This is a genomic window from Sphingomonas aerolata (assembly GCF_003046295.1).
In the GTDB taxonomy this organism is placed as follows: Bacteria; Pseudomonadota; Alphaproteobacteria; order Sphingomonadales; family Sphingomonadaceae; genus Sphingomonas; species Sphingomonas aerolata.
Window position 1 is genome coordinate 410,024 of sequence record NZ_PZZN01000002.1, and the last position, 17,084, is coordinate 427,107.

Annotated in this window: 15 protein-coding genes; 3 read left to right on the top strand and 12 right to left on the bottom strand. The window is 69.2% G+C overall.

The window, feature by feature from the left end; genetic code table 11:
• Positions 1-69: 69 nt before the first annotated feature.
• The 9 genes from C8J24_RS09260 to C8J24_RS09300 form a co-directional block, all read right to left on the bottom strand.
• Positions 70-1,074: a PhoH family protein gene (locus C8J24_RS09260; RefSeq protein WP_056409148.1), complete on the bottom strand. Its 1,005-nt coding sequence runs from the start codon at positions 1,072-1,074 to the stop codon at positions 70-72.
• A gap of 425 nt (positions 1,075-1,499) precedes the next feature.
• Positions 1,500-2,819, bottom strand: coding sequence for a tRNA (N6-isopentenyl adenosine(37)-C2)-methylthiotransferase MiaB (gene miaB, locus C8J24_RS09265; protein WP_107931923.1), 1,320 nt, complete (start codon positions 2,817-2,819; stop codon positions 1,500-1,502).
• Between the two features lie 306 nt (positions 2,820-3,125).
• Positions 3,126-3,650: a lysophospholipid acyltransferase family protein gene (locus tag C8J24_RS09270; protein ID WP_244180595.1), complete on the bottom strand. Its 525-nt coding sequence runs from the start codon at positions 3,648-3,650 to the stop codon at positions 3,126-3,128.
• 193 nt (positions 3,651-3,843) lie between these two features.
• A complete protein-coding gene (locus C8J24_RS09275; protein WP_031394622.1) occupies positions 3,844-4,266 on the bottom strand; it encodes a Fur family transcriptional regulator in 423 nt (140 codons plus the stop codon).
• 75 nt (positions 4,267-4,341) lie between these two features.
• Complete coding sequence (locus C8J24_RS09280; protein WP_244180597.1) at positions 4,342-4,836, bottom strand: GNAT family N-acetyltransferase; 495 nt, start codon at positions 4,834-4,836, stop codon at positions 4,342-4,344.
• A 14-nt stretch (positions 4,837-4,850) separates the two neighbouring features.
• Positions 4,851-5,483: a tRNA (adenosine(37)-N6)-threonylcarbamoyltransferase complex dimerization subunit type 1 TsaB gene (gene tsaB / locus C8J24_RS09285; RefSeq protein WP_107931927.1), complete on the bottom strand. Its 633-nt coding sequence runs from the start codon at positions 5,481-5,483 to the stop codon at positions 4,851-4,853.
• 39 nt (positions 5,484-5,522) lie between these two features.
• The gene (locus C8J24_RS09290) at positions 5,523-6,122 is read right to left on the bottom strand and encodes a malonic semialdehyde reductase (RefSeq protein WP_107931929.1); all 600 of its coding nucleotides are present in this window, start codon (positions 6,120-6,122) and stop codon (positions 5,523-5,525) included.
• Positions 6,122-6,694: a NifU family protein gene (locus C8J24_RS09295; protein WP_031396534.1), complete on the bottom strand. Its 573-nt coding sequence runs from the start codon at positions 6,692-6,694 to the stop codon at positions 6,122-6,124. Before C8J24_RS09295 ends, C8J24_RS09290 begins: the two co-directional genes overlap by 1 nt.
• A gap of 83 nt (positions 6,695-6,777) precedes the next feature.
• Complete coding sequence (locus C8J24_RS09300) at positions 6,778-7,608, bottom strand: aspartyl/asparaginyl beta-hydroxylase domain-containing protein (protein WP_244180599.1); 831 nt, start codon at positions 7,606-7,608, stop codon at positions 6,778-6,780.
• Between the two features lie 201 nt (positions 7,609-7,809).
• Here C8J24_RS09300 and C8J24_RS09305 point away from each other — a divergent pair, with 201 nt between their 5' ends.
• A complete protein-coding gene (locus C8J24_RS09305) occupies positions 7,810-10,779 on the top strand; it encodes a M16 family metallopeptidase (protein ID WP_107931932.1) in 2,970 nt (989 codons plus the stop codon).
• Between the two features lie 150 nt (positions 10,780-10,929).
• Complete coding sequence (locus C8J24_RS09310; protein ID WP_107931934.1) at positions 10,930-11,415, top strand: hypothetical protein; 486 nt, start codon at positions 10,930-10,932, stop codon at positions 11,413-11,415.
• A 34-nt stretch (positions 11,416-11,449) separates the two neighbouring features.
• Here the strand turns inward: C8J24_RS09310 and C8J24_RS09315 are convergent, their stop codons facing one another.
• The 3 genes from C8J24_RS09315 to C8J24_RS09325 all read right to left on the bottom strand — a co-directional run bounded on the left by C8J24_RS09315 (position 11,450) and on the right by C8J24_RS09325 (position 16,311).
• Entirely contained in the window at positions 11,450-13,240 is a 1,791-nt protein-coding gene (locus C8J24_RS09315) for an AMP-dependent synthetase/ligase (protein ID WP_056679524.1), read from the bottom strand.
• Between the two features lie 199 nt (positions 13,241-13,439).
• The gene (gene ggt, locus C8J24_RS09320) at positions 13,440-15,188 is read right to left on the bottom strand and encodes a gamma-glutamyltransferase (RefSeq protein WP_208620943.1); all 1,749 of its coding nucleotides are present in this window, start codon (positions 15,186-15,188) and stop codon (positions 13,440-13,442) included.
• A 91-nt stretch (positions 15,189-15,279) separates the two neighbouring features.
• The gene (locus C8J24_RS09325) at positions 15,280-16,311 is read right to left on the bottom strand and encodes a quinone-dependent dihydroorotate dehydrogenase (protein ID WP_107931936.1); all 1,032 of its coding nucleotides are present in this window, start codon (positions 16,309-16,311) and stop codon (positions 15,280-15,282) included.
• A gap of 234 nt (positions 16,312-16,545) precedes the next feature.
• Between C8J24_RS09325 and C8J24_RS09330 the strand changes: the two genes are divergently transcribed.
• Positions 16,546-16,974 (top strand): SUF system Fe-S cluster assembly regulator, encoded by a 429-nt coding sequence (locus C8J24_RS09330; RefSeq protein WP_031441060.1) that lies wholly within the window; start codon positions 16,546-16,548, stop codon positions 16,972-16,974.
• Positions 16,975-17,084 lie beyond the last annotated feature (110 nt).

A 17,084-nucleotide genomic window follows, 5' to 3' on the forward strand; every position in this document is an offset into this window, starting at 1 on the left:
TCCGCACCCCTTACGGTATGCGGACGGCCCGGCGTCTATCCCGGTATGTCCGGGACAGCCGCGTAGGGATCACGCGTCGCTGCCCTCATAGGCTTCGACGACGCGGCCGACGATCGGGTGGCGGACGACGTCGCCGACGGTGAAGCGGCACATCGAGATGCTCTCGACCCCCTCCAGACGGCGGACCGCGTCGGCGAGACCCGAGGCGGCGACGCCGCCGGGGATGTCGACCTGCTTGGGATCGCCGCAGATCACCATCCGGCTGTTCTGGCCGAAGCGGGTGAGGAACATCTTCATCTGCGCAGGCGTGGTGTTCTGCGCCTCGTCGAGGATCACGAACGCGTCGGCCAGCGTACGGCCGCGCATGAAGGCGATCGGTGCGACCTCGATCTCTCCGCTCGCGATCCGGCGTTCGACCTGCTCGGCGGGAAGGCAGTCGTAGAGCGCATCGTACAAGGGACGGAGATAGGGATCGACCTTCTCCTTCATGTCGCCGGGGAGGAAGCCCAGCCGCTCGCCCGCCTCGACCGCGGGGCGCGACAGGATCAGGCGCTGGACGCTGCCGGTGATGAGCTGCTGGACCGCCTGCGCGACCGCGACATAGGTCTTGCCGGTGCCTGCCGGCCCGAGTGCGAAGATCATGTCGTTGTTCGTCAGTTCGCGCATGTAATGCGCCTGTGCCGGCGTGCGCGGGACGATCGTCTTCTTGCGCGTGCGGATCATGATCGGCGGGGCAGCGCCGCCGCCCGCATCGGCGCGGATGATCCCTTCGAGCACGGGTTCGTCGGCCATCGCGATCGACGCGTCGACGAGGCCGGTGTCGACATCCTCGCCGCGCTGGATCCGGGCATAGAGATCGTGGAGCACGTCGCGCGCCTTGGCGACCTGTTCCGCGGTGCCCTCCAGACCAATCTTGTTGCCGCGCGCGGTGATGTACACACCGAGGCGGTTTTCGAGCGCTACCAGATTCTGGTCGTACTGGCCGAAGAGCCGGACGAGGAGTTGGGGCTTGTCGAACAGCAGTTCGACTCGGGCGCGGTCACCGGACTGGGCGGGAACGGGTTTACGGCTCATGCGGTCCTTTCGGGGGCAGACGTGTCGGATCGGTGATCGGGTATGGTCGGGCCGGCACGCATCACGCCTGGGATGGCGTTCGACCAGAGATGAGCATGGGAGCCCGCGCGTTCAAGCGGCGCCGGGGCGCCTGGCTGGCGATGATTCGAGTCGCGTGGGCGAAGCTGCATCGGGGGAGAGTGTGGCAGGGGATTCGGGTGGGGGACAGCGGTAGTTTTGGTGTTGCGTGCGAAGGCTGGGGGGGCGTTGCCTGAAAGCCTCAGCGGGTGGGCGGCGGGCGCGATTGCCACGATCACCATACTACCCCGGCGGAGGCCGGGGCCCAGTTGGGAAGGTCGATGTAACGGAGGATCGTCCGTTGTTACGTCCGTCCCCCAACTGGGCCCCGGCCTTCGCCGGGGTGGTGGGAAAAGGTGGGGGCTGTTTCAGGCGGCCTGCGCGATGCGTTCGATGCCGGTGAGCGAGTTGGGCCCGGCCGCCGCGAGCGTGACCTCCACCAGGTCGCCGATCGCGTGGTCGCCGATCAGGTGGACCGATTGCAGCCAGGGCGACTTGCCGATCAGCTGGCCGGGGAGCTTGCCGGGGCGTTCGAGCAGCACGGTGCAGGTGCGGCCGACGGTGGCGGCGTTGAACGCGTGCTGGTCGCGGTTGAGCGCGGCCTGGAGGCGCTGGAGGCGCTCGTCCATCACCGCCTCGGGGACCTGCTCGACGATCGCGGCGGCGGGGGTGCCGGGGCGCGGGCTGTATTTGAAGCTGTAGGCCTGCGCATAGCCGACCGCGTCGACTAGGCTCAGCGTATCCTCGAATTCGGCATCGGTCTCGCCGGGGAAGCCGACGATGAAGTCGCCCGACAGCGCGATGTCGGGGCGCACCGCCCGGACGCGGTCGAGCAGGCGGAGATAGGAATCGCGGGTGTGGCTGCGGTTCATCGCCTTCAACACGCGGTCGCTGCCCGCCTGGACGGGAAGGTGGAGGAACGGCATCAGGCTCTCGACGTCGCGGTGCGCGTCGATCAGGCCCTGCGTCATGTCGTTGGGGTGGCTGGTGGTGTAGCGGATCCGCGCGAGGCCGGGGATCCGGTCGAGGTCGCGGATCAGGTCGTGGAGACCGCGCGTGTCCTCGGACCAGGCGTTGACGTTCTGGCCGAGCAACGTGATCTCGCGCGCGCCGGCGTCGACCAGCGCCTTGGCCTCGTCGACGATCGCCGCGAACGGGCGGCTGATCTCGGCGCCGCGCGTGTAGGGGACGACGCAATAGGTGCAGAACTTGTCGCAGCCTTCCTGCACGGTCAGGAACGCCGACGGCGCGACCTTGCGGCGGGTCGGAAGCGCGCCGAACTTCGACAGCAGCGGCATGTCGGTGTCGAGCGACGGCGTGCCTGCGGCCGCCTTGGCGACGAGGTCGGGGAGGTTGTGATAGGCCTGCGGGCCGACGACGACGTCGACCTTGGCGCGGGTGAAGATCTCCTGCCCCTCGGCCTGCGCGACGCAGCCGGCGACCGCAATCATCGGCGTCTTGCCGTTCTTGCGCAGCTGGTCCTTGCGCAGCCGGCCGATGTCCGAATAGACTTTTTCGGTGGCGCGCTCGCGGATGTGGCAGGTGTTGAGCACGACGATGTCGGCATCGACCGCATCGGCCTGGGTCAGCCCGTCGGCGGCCATCAGTTCGGCCATGCGCTCGCCGTCATAGACGTTCATCTGGCAGCCGAACGACTTGACGTGATAGGTCTTGGGTTTCGAGGTCATGCGCGCGCCGTACCAAATTTGTGTGCGTGGGGGGAGGGGCGTCTTCGGGGCGGTATCCGAGGGTGCCTCCCGGGCGCCAAGAGTAGCTCCCCGGCACCAAGGGTACCTCCCCGGCGGAGGCCGGGGTCCAGTTGGGGGACGTTGCTGACTTAGGGCAGCGCTTCGTTACTGCGACCTTGCCAACTGGGCCCCGGCCTTCGCCGGGGTGGTGTTTGAGGGCTGGGTGGGGGCAGCGCGCTTCCCCCTTGTTCTCCCGCGAAGGCGGGAGTCCAGCCTGGGTCCCCGCCTTCGCGGGGAAACATAGTCTTAAAGGGCTTCGATGCGGCGGCGGGCTTCGGTGGCGATGGCTTTGCGGTTGCCGTGGTCGGCGGGGGCGAACGGCTCGGCGAAGTGCAAGGTCGCGACGAAGCTGCCGCGGCGTTTCAGGACGCGGGCGGCGTGGTGCTGGCCGGGTTCGTCGCCGACCCAGGCGAGCTCGTGCGTGGCGGGGCCATAGTCGATGCGGACCGGCTGGACGCGGACGCCGGGCGGGGGCGGGTCGAGCGCGGCGAGCAGCGCGGCCTTGAAGGGGAGGAGCGTGACACCGTCGCCGGTCGTGCCCTCGGGGAACAGCGTGACGGGCCAGTCGCGCGCGAGCGTGTCGCGGAGCTGCGCGATCTGCGCGGTCACCGCCATCCGATCGGCGCGGCTGACGAAGATGGTGGCGTTCAGCGTACAGAGCCAGCCGACCAGCGGCGCCCGGCGAAGCTCGGCCTTGGCGATGAAGGCGGTGCCGGTCGCGCCCGACAGGAGCAGAATGTCGATCCAGCTGAGATGATTGGCGACGAACACCACGTCATGGCGCAGCGGCGTGCCGACGATCCGTCGCCGCGCGCCGACGATCCGGCCGACCAGCCCGAGAAAGCGCGGCGGCCAGGGCGATCGCCGGCCGAACAGCCGCCACAGCCCGTGGACCGGCAGCGCGAGCAGCAGCGCGATCAGCAGCGCCGCGAGCCGCGCGACGAGACGCAGGCGCCCGATCGGATCAGTCCTTGCGGGTCAGCGCGACGCCGTAGAGTTCCATGCGGTGATCGACGAGCCGGAAGCCGAGCTTCTCGGCGATCGCCTTTTGCAGCTGTTCGAGCTCGGGATCGACGAATTCGATCACCTTGCCGCTCTCGACGTCGATCAGATGGTCGTGATGCGCCTCGGGCGCGGGTTCGTAGCGCGCGCGGCCGTCGCCGAAATCATGGCGATCGAGGATGCCCGCCTCCTCGAAAAGACGCACGGTGCGATAGACGGTCGCGATCGAGATGCCGGGGTCGATCGCCGAGGCGCGCTCATAGACCTTTTCGACATCGGGATGATCATCCGCTTCCGAGAGGACGCGCGCGATGACGCGGCGCTGCTCGGTAATGCGCAGGCCCTTCTCGTTACAGAGGGCTTCCAGATCGATCTTGCGCGGCATGTGTCATTCCCTTGGTAAACCTCCATGTAGGCGGTTAACGCTGTTGCGAAAAGGGATAGTGACTCGCAATAAGCCTCAGCTGCCGAGCGCGCGCGAATAGGTGTGCGCGTCATGCGCCACCCCCGACCGGCCACGGTAATAGGCGCGGCGTTCGCCGACCTTGGCAAAGCCGTGCGCGGTGTAGAGTTCGACCGCCTCATTGCCCGCGCGCACCTCGAGATGCAGCGTGGCGACGTTCGCCGCGATGCAGTCGGCGATCACCGCGCCGACCAGCGCGGTACCGATGCCGCGGCGGCGCGCATCGGTCGCGACCGCGATCAGCAGCAGCTCCGCCTCGTCGAGCACGGTCCGCGTCATCGCGAAGCCCGCGGGGCGATCGTCGACAAAGGCGAGGACGAGCTGGATGCCGGGCAGTGCGAGCACGCCGAGGCACTGGGTCCGCGTCCACGCCTCGCCATACGCTGGGTCGAACGCGTCGCCCATCAGCGCGTCGACGATGGCGAGGTCGCGCGCGTCGCCCGCACGCAGCACGACCGCGGATGCCGCGTCTTCGTCGGAAGGCGGGGGCACGGCGCGGGTCGCCATCAGCGCGGCACCGCCGGACGGACCGCGGCGGGCTTCGCATCGGGCGCGCGGCCGTAGATCGGGACGGGCGGCAGCGCGGTGAGCGTCTCGGGCAGCAGGATCGCGGCGCTCGCATCGGGCAGCGCCTCGGTCAGGTCGAGATCATCGGCGAGCGCGGCGAGCCACCGCACGCCATTGCCGACCGCGCGCCGCCCCGCCAGCGCCGCGAGCGCCGCGTCGGGCTTCAGCGACACCATGTCGGTGCGCGGCGACAGATCGGCGGCAAAGCACTGCATGAAGACCTCGCCATGCCCGCCCTCTAAAACTACTGCAATATCATCGGTTAAGCGATCGTCGAATCCCGTCGCAGCGACCAAAGGCAGCGACGAGAAGCCGGTGACCGTCGCCGACCAGCCGAGTGCCAGCCCGCGCGCGGCGGCGATGCCGACGCGGACGCCGGTGAAGCTGCCGGGGCCGACATCGACGAGGATGCGGTCGGCGCGGCCGCCGCCGGGCAGCGCGGCGATCATCGGCACGAGCCGTTCGGCATGACCGCGTCCGACGACGTCATGCGTCCGCGCGACGATCACGCCGTCATCGGCGAGCGCGACCGAACAGGCGGCGGTGGACGTCTCTATGATCAGCGTACGCATATCTTTAGTCCCTCTCCCCTCCGGGAAGAGGGCGTCATGTCAGGCGATGCTGTTGAACTTCGCGAAGTCGGGGCGTGGCGACCTGGCGAAGATCGTCGCGGGGTCGCCATAGCCGAGCGTCGCGATGAAATTGGTGCGGACCGCGGGCGTGTCGGCGAAGAAGGCCGCATCGACCTTGTCGGCGTCGAACCCCGACATCGGCCCGGTGTCGAGCCCGAGCATCCGCGCGGCGATGATGAAATAGGCGCCCTGCAGCGTCGAATTGCGGAAGGCGGACGCCGCGCGCAGTTCGGCGCTGCCCGTGAACCAGGATTTCGCATCGGCGTGCGGAAACAGTTCGGGCAGATGCTCGTGGAATTCGGTGTCCATGCCGATGATCACCGAGACGGGCGCGTTCAGGATCTTGGGCTGGTTCTGCGCGCTGCACGCGTCGGCAAGCTTCTGCTTTGATTCGTCGCTGACGCACCAGACCAGCCGCGCGGGCAGCTGGTTGGCGGACGTCGGGCCCCATTTCATCAGATCCCAGATCGCGTGCAGATCGGCCTTCGCGACCGGGCGGTCGGTATAGCCGTTATAGCTGCGCGCCTCGCGGAAGATCGCGTCGAGCACGACGTCGGGCTGGGGACCGCGCAGGGTCATCAGACGGCGCGCACTTCGGTGACTTCGGGGACGTAATATTTCAGCAGCTGCTCGATGCCGTTCTTGAGCGTCGCGCTCGACGAGGGGCAGCCGGCGCACGCGCCCTGGAGCTGGAGGAACACCTTGCCCTTGTCGAAGCCGCGATAGACGATGTCGCCGCCGTCATTGGCGACCGCCGGGCGGACGCGCGTCTCGATCAGGTCGCGGATCTGCGCGACGATATCGGCATCGGCCGGGTCGTCGGTCAGCACGGTATCGTCGGACGGCACCGAAAAGCCTGCGCTCGCGGGGCGGAACAGCGGCATCGCGGCGGAGAAGTGATCGAGCATGATTGCCAGCACGTCGGGCTTCAGGTCCGACCAGGCGACGCCGGGGGCGGCGGTCACCGAGACGAAGTCGCGCCCGAAGAACACGCCGGTCACGTCGCCGAGCCGGAAGATCGCATCGGCGAGCGAACTCGCCTCGGCCTCCTCGGGGGTGGCGAAGTCGCGGGTGCCGGACTCCATGACGGTGCGTCCCGGCAGGAACTTCAACGTCGCGGGGTTCGGGGTGGATTCCGTTTCGATCAGCATGGGGTGCATGTGGCGACGGGGGGCGGAGGGATCAAGCAAACTCTTCTTTGGCACCGGCATAGCGTTTGCGAGGCCGGATGCCGTCAGACGTCGAGCTGTTTCACCGCGGCGTTCCAGTCGCCGATGTTGCGGACCGCGTCCTGGACGAAGGCGGAGCGGCGGACGACGTTCAGGAAGGCGTCGGCGATCCACTTGCCCGGATTGCGCAGCGGCCGCTCGAACTGGATGAGCAGGACGACGCGCGTGCCGCTCGTGTCGTTCCAGACCGCGTGGTTGTAGGTGTCGTCGAACACCAGCGTCTCGCCCTCCGACCAGCGCACGGTGCGGTCGTGGACGCGCATCCGGACGTCGCCGTCGCGCGGCACGATCAGGCCGAGGTGACAGGTGATCAGCCCCTTGGTCACGCCGCGATGCTCGGGGATGTGCGTGCCCGGCGCGAGGATCGAGAAGAAGGCGCTATTGAGCCCCGGGATCTGCGCGACGAGATCGCGCGTCCGCGGGCAGCGCACCAGATTCTCGTCGATCGGATAGCCATAGCCCCAGAGGAAGAACGAGCGCCACTTGTCGATCTCGGCGATCGCGCGGTGATCGGGCGAGATCGTCGCGAGGCTGGGCGAGGCCTCGCCGCGCAGCGCGACCGCGACCGCCTCGTCACGGATGTCGCGCCAATGCTCGCGCAGCAACTGCGTCCAGGCGAAGTCGCGGACGTCGAGCACCGGGTCGTTCGAGACGAGCGACGAGCTCGCGATCAGCCGGTCGAACACGCCGCGCAGATGCTTGCCGACGCGGATGATCAGCGGCCGGCCGGGTTCCGCCGCGAGCGGCGCGCCGGGCTGGGGCGCGCCCGAAATGACGGTCAGATCGGGGGTGCGGTGGGGGGTGCTGCGGGGATCACGACCAGAATTTCGCCACATTGCCGGACCCGTCGCGGTCCCGGTCTTCGCCCTGACTTCGGCTTGCATTCGCACTCCACTCTTCGTCGTTCGCTCGTACCGCGCGCCCGTATTCGCGCTTGCAGGTGATTGAGATAGCGCGGCTATGGGACGAAATGATGGCGCAGCGCGCGCGACGGGCACAGCGCTGGCGGTCGGCGGCCGGGGGCGCTACAGGACGGCATGGCGTTTACCCCCCGCGCGTTCGGCGCTCCCGTCTTCCTGTCGCTCGTGCTGTGCCTGGCGATCCCTGCCATCGGCCAATCGGGGACGCGGCCCGCGTCCCGCGCCAAGCCGCCCGCGGCGGCACCTGCGGCCCCCGTCCAGCCGCAGACCGTGGCGATGCCCGGCGAGGCACCGACGCTGCCGGGGCTGCCCGGGATCGACACGACCGCGTGGCTCTACAAGGGCAGCGATCTCACCCGCGATCCCGAGTGGAAGTTCGGCACGCTGCCCAACGGGCTGCGCTTTGCCGTGCGCAAGAACGGCGTTCCGCCGGGTCAGGTGTCGGTCCGCGTCCGCGTCGATGCCGGGTCGCTGAACGAGAGCGATGCCGAGCGCGGCTATGCGCATTTCATCGAGCATCTGTCGTTCCGCGGGTCGAAATACGTCCCCGACGGCGAGGCCAAGCGCGTCTGGCAGCGGTTCGGCGCGACGTTCGGATCGGACACCAATGCGCAGACTACGCCCGTCTCGACGACCTACAAGCTCGACCTGCCCTCGGCGAGCGAGGCGGGGCTCGACGACAGCCTGAAGATCCTGTCGGGGATGATGGAGCAGCCGGTGCTGACCGATGCGACGGTCACTGCCGAGCGCCCGGTGGTGCTCGCCGAACAGCGCGAGCAGCCCGGACCCCAGGTGCGGATCGGCGATGCGATCCGGTCGACCTTCTTCGCGGGCCAGCCGCTCGCGGACCGGTCGCCGATCGGCAGCATCAAGACGCTCGAGGCGGCGACCGGCGCGAGCATCAAGGCGTTCCACGATCGCTGGTACCGGCCCGAGAACACCGTTGTCATCATTTCGGGCGACATGGATCCGGCGCTGTTCGGACGGCTGATCGTCAAGAACTTCGCGGACTGGAAACCGGTCGGCGCGTTCACCGCGGCGCCCGATTTCGGCAAGCCCGATCCCGCCGCCCCCGCCGCACAGGCGATCGCCGAGCCGTCGCTGCCCGCGGTCGTCACGCTCGGCGTGGTCCGGCCCTGGGTGTACAAGGACGACACCGCGATCATGAACCAGACGCGGCTGGTCGACGTGCTGGCGACGCGGCTGATCAGCCGGCGGCTCGAGACGCGCGCGCGCGCCGGTGGCAGCTATCTCCAGGCGGGGGTGTCGATCGACGACGTGTCGCGGTCGGCGAACCTGACCAGCGTCAACATCGTGCCGATCGGGACGGACTGGGAAGCGGCGCTGAAGGACGTGCGCGCGGTGATCGCCGACGCGCAGACCAACGCGCCGAGCCAGGCCGAGGTCGACCGCGAATATGCCGATTTCGACACGATCATGCGCACCCAGGTCGAGACCGCGCGGGTCGAGGCGGGCGCGCGCCAGGCCGACGACATGGTCGGTGCGCTCGACATCCGCGAAACCGTCGCGGGGCCGGAGACGTCGTACAAGATCCTGCAGGACGCCAAGGCGAAGGGCATGTTCACCCCCGCCACGCTGCTCGCGGCGTCGAAGCGGATCTTCGAGGGGACCGCGACGCGCGCGCTGGTCAACACGATCACGCCTGACCCCGCCGCTGTGGCCAAGCTCGAGACCGCGCTGAAGGCGGACGTCTCGGGTCTCGCGGGGCTGCGTCGCCAGCAGAATGCGGTGACGTTCGCCGCGCTGCCGCCGCTCGGCAAGCCCGGCGTCGTGGCATCGCGCGAAAAGATCGCCGCGTTCGACATGGAGCAGGTGACCTATGCCAATGGCACCCGCCTGCTGCTGTTCCCCAATACGGGCGAGACCGGCCGCGTCTATGTCCGCGTCCGGTTCGGTCGCGGTTACAGCGCGATCCCGGCTAACAAGCCGAGTCCGGCCTGGGCGGGCGACCTCGCGCTGGTCGCGGGCGGGATCGGCAAGCTCGACCAGGGCGATCTCGACCAGCTGACCGCCGGGCGTCGCATCGGCCTCGACTTCGGGATCGACGACGACGCGTTCACGCTGGGTGCGCTGACCTCGCCTGCGGATTATGCCGACCAGCTGACGCTGATGGCCGCCAAGCTCGCCTTCCCGGCATGGGACGCAGCCCCGGTCGCGCGCGCGCGGGTCGCGGCGCTGGCGGCGTTTGCGGGCTATGAATCGTCGCCCGACGGCGTGCTGTCGCGCGATCTGGAGAAGCTGTTGCGCGCGGGCGATCCGCGCTGGGGCACGCCGTCGCGCGAGTCGGTCGAGGCGCTCAACGCCAAGGACTTCCGCAAGTTCTGGGAGCCGCTGCTCAAGACCGGGCCGATCGAGGTGTCGGTGTTCGGCGACGTGAAGAGCGAGGAGGCGATCGCCGCGGTCGCCAAGAGCTTCGGCGCGATCGCCGCGCGCTCCGCGTCGACCGCGGTGGCGGCGCCGGTGCGCTTCCCCGCGCATGTCGCGACCCCGGTGATGCGCACGCATACCGGCCCGCAGAACCAGGCGGCGGCGGTCATCGCCTGGCCGACCGGGGGCGGGATCGAGGCGATCACCGAGAGCCGTCGCCTCGACGTGCTGGCGCAGGTGTTCGCCGACCGGCTGTTCGAGCGTCTGCGCCAGGCGGCGGGCGCGAGCTACAGCCCGAACGTGCAGAGCCAGTGGCCAACCGGGATGAACAGCGGCGGTCGCCTCGTCGCGATCGGCCAGGTCGCGCCGGAAAAGGTCGCGTTCTTCTTCGAGACCGCGCGCAAGATCGCCGCCGAGCTCGTCTCGACGCCGATCGCCGATGACGAGCTGCAGCGGATCAAGCGGCCGATGGGGCAGTACATCATGCGCGCCTCGACCGGGAACCAGTTCTGGATGCAGCAGCTCGGCGGGGCGACCTATGATCCGCGGCGGATCGACGCGACCAAGCGGATCGCCGAGGATCTGGTGTCGACGACGCCCGCCGACCTGCAGGCGGTCGCGGCGAAATATCTGCGCCCCGACCGCGACTGGACGATGGCGGTGGTGCCCGCCGCGGCGCCCAGGCCGGCGACGAAATAAACGGACCGGGGGGCGCGTGCCGGTCGGTGCGCGCCCTTCGCCGACGAAAATTTCCTCGCGCAACGTCGAGCGGCGGGGATCGATCCGCACCACCGGATCGATCGTCATGCTGCGGGCGTTTGAGCCTGATTCATACCCGGGAGTGTATTGATGAAGAAGACGTGGTTAGCGCTGGCGGTTGCCGGCGGGTTGGGCGTGTCCGCCTGTTCGGGCGCGCCGTCGACCGATGCGGTCGACAACAATGCGATGGGCACTGCGGGCGTATCGCTGCGCAATCTGGGCGAAACCGAAGTCGCAGCGCCAGCGCCGCCCGCGCTAACGGTCAAGGGGGACCTGATCCCGACCCCGTCGGATACCGCCTCGCGCTATTTCCTGCTGCGCGAGCGCCGGGCGATCGGCGGCACGGTGATCGCGATCATCCGCCAGGAACATGCCGGCCGCGTCGCCTATGCCCGCACCGAAGTCGATTGCGAGCGTCGCCTGTTCCACGTGCTGGGCGTCGCGCCGCGCCGTTCGCTGGTCGAGACGAGCATCGCCTATGACGGTCCGTTGCGCCCGATCGCCGGGCTGCCGCTGCGCGAGGAGCTGGCGACCTACGTCTGCAAGCGCAGCAACATTCCGCTGGGCGCAGCCTGAGGGGGCGGGGGGCCCGATGCGGCCCCCCCATTCGTCAGCCCTTGAGGTAGAGCGCGTCGAGCCGGTCGCCATAGGCCTGGCGGATGACGTGGCGGCGGATCTTGAGGCTCGGCGTCAGCTGTTCGTTCTCGATCGTGAACGGCCCGTCCGCCAGCACGAAGCGGCGGACGCGTTCGGTGACGGTCAGGTCCTTGTTCACGCGTTCGATCGCGTGGCCCAGCGCGGTGCGGAACTCGCTGTTCTCGGCCAGCCTGCTGAAATTGCACGCATCGCCGTTCGACGCGCACCATTGCTGCGTCCATTCGGGATCGGGCACGATCAGCGCGACCATATAGGGGCGCTTGTCGCCGGCGATCATCGCCTGGACGATCTCGGGCTGGAGCGTCAGCATCCCCTCGATCTTCTGCGGGGCGACATTGTCGCCCTTGTCGTTGATGATCAGGTCCTTCTTGCGGTCGGTGATGCGGATGCGACCCTGCGCGTCGATCTCGCCGACGTCGCCGGTGTGCAGCCATCCGTCCTTCAGCACCTTGGCGGTCTCGGCGTCGTTGCGCCAATAGCCGTGCATGACGAGCTCGCCGCGGACCAGGATCTCGCCATCCTCGGCGATCCGCACCTCGGTATCCTTGAGCGGCGGGCCGACTGAATCCATCCGCACGCCCGCCTTGGGGCGGTTGCACGAGATGACGGGCGCGGCCTCGGTCTGGCCATAGCCCTGGAGGAAGGTGAGGCCGATCGATTCGAAGAACAGCCCGACCTCCGGGTTGAGCGGCGCGCCGCCCGAGATCATCGCCTTCAGCCGGCCGCCGAACTTCTTAGCGATCTTGGGCTTGAACAGCGTTGCGACGGCGGCCTGCGCCGGCCGGTCGATCAGGCGGAGCTTGCCCGCATAGCGCCTGGCGCCGATGTCGAGCGCGCGGGCGAGCAGATAGGCCGACGCGCCGCCCTGTTTCTCGATCGTCTTCGAGATGCGCGTGCGCAGCACCTCGAACAGGCGGGGGACGACGAACATGATCGTCGGGCGCGTCTCCTCGATGTTGGCGGCGAGCTTTTCGAGCCCTTCGGCATAATAGATCTGGCCGCCCAAAGAGATCGGGAAATGCTGGCCGCCGGTATGTTCATAGGCATGGCTGAGCGGCAGGAACGACAGGAAGACCTCGTCGTCCCAGCCGAAATCCTCCGAGATGACGGCGGCGCAGCCCGCGCAATTGTGCAGGATCGCGCCGTGATGCTGCATCACGCCGCGCGGGGCGCCGCCGGTGCCCGAGGTGTAGATGATGCAGGCGAGATCGTCGCGGGTGAAGGTCGCGCGCGCCGCCGCGGTCTCGGGCGTGGTCGGGTGCGCGGCGATCAGCGCGTGCCAGTTGTGGAAGTCGATCGCGGCGGGGACTCGCATGTCCTCGAGCCCGATCACGATCTGCGCCTGGTTCGAGCGCAGGACGGCGGGGAGCACCGTTTTGGCCAGCTTCGCGGTCGAGACGATGATCGCGCAGGCGCCCGCATTCTCAATGATGTGGAGGTGATCGCGTTCGGTGTTGGTGACATAGGTCGGCACCGTCACGCAGCCCGCCGCCATGATCGCGAGGTCGCTGAGGCACCATTCGGGGCGATTCTCGCTGACCAGCATCACCCGGTCGCCGCGTTTGAGCCCGATCGCGGTGAGGGCGGTGGCGAGGCTCGCCACCTGTCGCGCGGCGTCGGCCCAGCTGGTCGCCACCCAGGCGCCGCTCTGCTTGGTCCAGAGGAACGGCGAGTCGCCCCTCTCCGCGGCGCGCGCAAAGAACATGGTGACGAGGTTGGGAAAGGGTTCGAGCTGGCGGGGCATGGTCTCTCCTGGGGCGCTCTTGCGAGCTGTGTCCCCTCGCGGGGCCGCTCGGTCTTTGGTGCGGTATAGTCTGCTAACGGTCCGTCGTCATTCCCGCGGAGGCAGGAACCCATATTGGCTGAACGGCCTGTGGGATCACCGACCTCAGCGCCTATGGATCCCCGCCTGCGCGGGGATGACGACAAAGGGGCGGGGCATGCTATTCCGGCGCGCGTTGCAGCGCGCCGACGCGCTGGATCTGCGTCACGGTGCCGTCCTGTGCGATTCCGACGCCTTCGCTGCGTGGATCCGCGGCACCGACCCAGCGGCCGTTCACGCGTTCGACCGCGTTCGCCTTGAGGCCGAGCGCGGTGACCTGCACCGTCTCGCCCAGTGCCTCGAGCGCGGGGATCATCGCCTCGCGCTCGGTGCCCTTCTCGACCGCGGCGACATGGCCGGGCGCGTAGATCAGGCCGAGCGCGATCGAATCCTGCGCGGACAGTTTCCAGTCGACGACGCCGATGATCGCCTTGGCGACCTGCGCGATGATCGTCGAGCCGCCCGCGGCGCCGACCGCGAGCCGGACCTTGCCGTCGGGGCCGTAGACGATCGTCGGCGACATCGAGCTGCGCGGGCGCTTGCCGCCCTCGACGCGGTTGGCGACGAGATAGCCGCCCTTTTCGGGCACGGTGTCGAAGTCGGTGAGCTGGTTGTTGAGCACGGTGCCGTCGACGGTCAGCCCCGAGCCGAAATAGCCCTCGACCGTGGTCGTCACCTCGACGACGTTGCCGCGCGCATCGGCGACCGCGAGGTCGGTGGTGCCGGGGACTTCGCTGACCGGGGCGGACTGGCGCGCGGGGGCGCCGGGGGGCGAGCCGGCGCTGACGCTGGCCATCGTCGTGGTCGGCTGGATCAGTGCCGAGCGTGAGGCGAGATAGGCGGGGTCGAGCATGCCCTTGACCGGCACGGGCACGAAATCGGGATCGCCGACATAGAGGTCGCGGTCGGCATAGGCGAGCCGCGAGCTTTCGGCGAACAGGTGCCACGCTTGCGGACTGTCCTTGCCGAGCTTGGCCATGTCGAAGCGTTCGAGCTGTTTCAGGATCATCAGCACGGTGATGCCCCCCGAGGAGGGCGGGCCCATGCCGCAGATGCGGTGGACGCGGTAGGTGACGCAGACCGGCGCGCGGGTCTTCGCGTCATAGCTGGCAAGGTCGCCCGTCGTCATCTTCGACGGGTTGCGCGCGGCGCCATTGACCGTGGCGACGATCTTCTGCGCCTCGGGTCCGACATAGAAGCTGTCGGCGCCGCGCGCGGCGATCCGCTGGAGGAGGGCGGCCTGGGCGGGGTTCCTGATCATCGCGCCGATCGCGACGGGCGATCCGTCGGGGGCGGAAAAGAGCGTGCGCGTTTCAGGCGTGATGTGGCCGCCATACGCCTTCATCCCGTTGACGAGCCGCGGCGACGCCTTGAAGCCATTCGTCGCGAGCCGGATCGCGGGGTCGAACAGCCGCGCCCAGGGGAGCCTGCCCGAGGCACGGTGCGCGAGCGCCATGCCGCGCAGCGCGCCGGGGACGCCGACGCTGCGACCGCCGGGGACCGCGTCGCGGTGGCTGAGCGGGGTGCCGTCGGCGGCGTAGAACCAGCGTGGATCGGCGGCGGCGGGGGCCTTTTCGCGCGCGTCGATCGTGCTGAGCCCGCCATTCGCCGCATGGCTGACCCAGAAGCTGCCGCCGCCGATCCCCGAGCTTTGCGGCTCGACGACGTTGAGTGCGAGCATCGTCGCGATCGCCGCATCGGTCGCGCTGCCGCCCGCGCGCAGGATCTCGACACCCGCGGCGGCGGCGCGGGGGTCGGCGGCGCTGACCATGCCCTGATCCTTCGCCGGGGCGGGGGCGGGGGCGGTCCGGCGGGCTTCGGCGGTGGCGGTGGGGAGGAGGAGGGCGAGCGCGAGGAGGGGAGTCTTCATCGCGTGCGAACCTAGCGCGGATCGGGTGCGAGGCAAGGCGTCCGCCGCAAACTCGCCGTCATCCCAGCTTTTGCCGGGATGACGAAATGTGTCAGCGGGCGTCGACGCCGATCGCGTCGGTGATGCTGGCGAAGCCGTCGCGGGTGAGCAGCGCGTCGAGCTCGCGCAGCATCCGCGCGGGGAGGCCGGGGCCTTCATACACCAGCGCCGTGTAGAGCTGCACGAGGCTCGCCCCTGCGCGGAGGCGGGCATAGGCTTCCGCACCGCTGCCGATGCCGCCGACCGAGATCAGCGGGATCGCGGCGCCGGTCGCGCGGCGGAAGTCGGCGAGGCGCTGGCGGGCGAGCGGGGCGAGCGGGGCGCCGGACAGGCCGCCGGTCTCCGTCGCGTTCGCCGAGCGCAGGCCGGGGCGGCCGATCGTCGTGTTGTTGACGATCAGCGCGTCGATCCGGTTGTCGATCGCGGCGCGGGCGATGTCGTCGATATCCGCGGGCTCGAGGTCGGGCGCGACCTTGAGGAAGATTGGCGTGGTGCCCTTGGCGGCGGTGCAGGCCGCGAGCAGGTCGCGCAGTGCTGCGCCATGTTGCAGGTCGCGCAGGCCGGGGGTGTTGGGCGAGCTGATGTTGATCGTGATGTAGTCGGCGTGCGGCGCGGCGCGGGTGACGCCGTGGACGTAGTCGGCGGTGCGATCGGTCGCGTCCTTGTTCGCGCCGACGTTGATGCCGAGCACGCCCTTGCCGCGCGCATGGGCTTTCGCACGGTCGAGCGCCGCGTCGAGGCCGCCATTGTTGAAGCCGAGGCGGTTGATCACCGCGCGGTCTTCGGGGAGGCGGAAGATGCGCGGCTTCGGGTTGCCAGGCTGGGGCAGGGGGGTGAGCGTGCCGATCTCGACACTGCCGAACCCGAGCCCGAAGAACCCGTCGATCGCGCGACCGTCCTTGTCGACGCCGGCGGCGAGCCCGACCGGGTTGGGGAAGGCGATCCCCGCCACGCTGCTCGCAAGCCGCGGGACGGATGGGGCGAGCGGCGTGCCCGCCTTGCCCCAGGCGGCGAGCGCGGCGATCGTCAGGCCATGCGCGCGTTCGGCGTCGAGGCGGAAGAGAAGCGGGTGGTAGAAGGCCATGCGCGCTCTTACCCAGATCGGCTGGGGCGGCCAAACCCTTCTTCCGTCATTCCCGCGCAGGCGGGAATCGATCCGTCCGCAGGGGCAAAAGGTAGAGTGGATTCCCGCCTCCGCGGGAATGACGAAGTGGACTCAGTTGCGAGTCGTTAGCACTGACGGACGGGTTGACGCTGCTGCCCGCAAAGCCCATTTGTCAATCGGATCATATCGGTCCGATTGGACTCACAAGCCACCATGCGTCTTTCCAGCCTAGCCGACTATGCGGTCGTGATGATGAGCGCCGCGGCGCGTCATTGCGGTGGTATCGCGCGGCTGAACGCGACGCTGCTGAGCGAGGAGACCGGCGTGCCGCTGCCGACGGTGCAGAAGCTGGTCAGCCGGTTGTCGGCGGCGGGGCTGATCGAGAGCACGCGCGGGACCGGCGGCGGGTTTCGCCTGTCGCGGCCGCCTGCGTCGATCTCGCTCGCCGACATCATCGAGGCGGTCGAGGGTCCGATCGCGTTGACGGCGTGTGTCGACGGTGCGGCGCAGGATTGCTGCATCGACCAGACGTGCAAGGTGAAGCCGCACTGGAACGCGGTCAACGGCGCGGTCCGCGGTGCGCTCGCCGGCGTGACGCTCGCCAGCCTTTTGCAAGTCCCGAATTCGCCGGTGCCCGCATGACGCGCGCAGCGCCTACCCCTTTCCTTCGCGCCTTTGCGCCTTCGCGTGAGAAGAGTCTGTTCACGCGAAGCCGCGAAGGCGCGAAGACATTAGAGAGCCGCGTTGCGGCG

Excerpts from the sequence above, each read along its gene's own strand:
- C8J24_RS09260 (WP_056409148.1), bottom strand. The coding sequence starts at position 1,074 with ATGAGCCGTAAACCCGTTCCCGCCCAGTCCGGTGACCGCGCCCGAGTC.
- miaB (WP_107931923.1), bottom strand. The coding sequence starts at position 2,819 with ATGACCTCGAAACCCAAGACCTATCACGTCAAGTCGTTCGGCTGCCAG.
- C8J24_RS09275 (WP_031394622.1), bottom strand. The coding sequence starts at position 4,266 with ATGCCGCGCAAGATCGATCTGGAAGCCCTCTGTAACGAGAAGGGCCTG.
- tsaB (WP_107931927.1), bottom strand. The coding sequence starts at position 5,483 with ATGCGTACGCTGATCATAGAGACGTCCACCGCCGCCTGTTCGGTCGCG.
- C8J24_RS09290 (WP_107931929.1), bottom strand. The coding sequence starts at position 6,122 with ATGACCCTGCGCGGTCCCCAGCCCGACGTCGTGCTCGACGCGATCTTC.
- C8J24_RS09295 (WP_031396534.1), bottom strand. The coding sequence starts at position 6,694 with ATGCTGATCGAAACGGAATCCACCCCGAACCCCGCGACGTTGAAGTTC.
- C8J24_RS09300 (WP_244180599.1), bottom strand. The coding sequence starts at position 7,608 with ATGTGGCGAAATTCTGGTCGTGATCCCCGCAGCACCCCCCACCGCACC.
- C8J24_RS09305 (WP_107931932.1), top strand. The coding sequence starts at position 7,810 with ATGGCGTTTACCCCCCGCGCGTTCGGCGCTCCCGTCTTCCTGTCGCTC.
- C8J24_RS09310 (WP_107931934.1), top strand. The coding sequence starts at position 10,930 with ATGAAGAAGACGTGGTTAGCGCTGGCGGTTGCCGGCGGGTTGGGCGTG.
- C8J24_RS09315 (WP_056679524.1), bottom strand. The coding sequence starts at position 13,240 with ATGCCCCGCCAGCTCGAACCCTTTCCCAACCTCGTCACCATGTTCTTT.
- ggt (WP_208620943.1), bottom strand. The coding sequence starts at position 15,188 with ATGAAGACTCCCCTCCTCGCGCTCGCCCTCCTCCTCCCCACCGCCACC.
- C8J24_RS09325 (WP_107931936.1), bottom strand. The coding sequence starts at position 16,311 with ATGGCCTTCTACCACCCGCTTCTCTTCCGCCTCGACGCCGAACGCGCG.
- C8J24_RS09330 (WP_031441060.1), top strand. The coding sequence starts at position 16,546 with ATGCGTCTTTCCAGCCTAGCCGACTATGCGGTCGTGATGATGAGCGCC.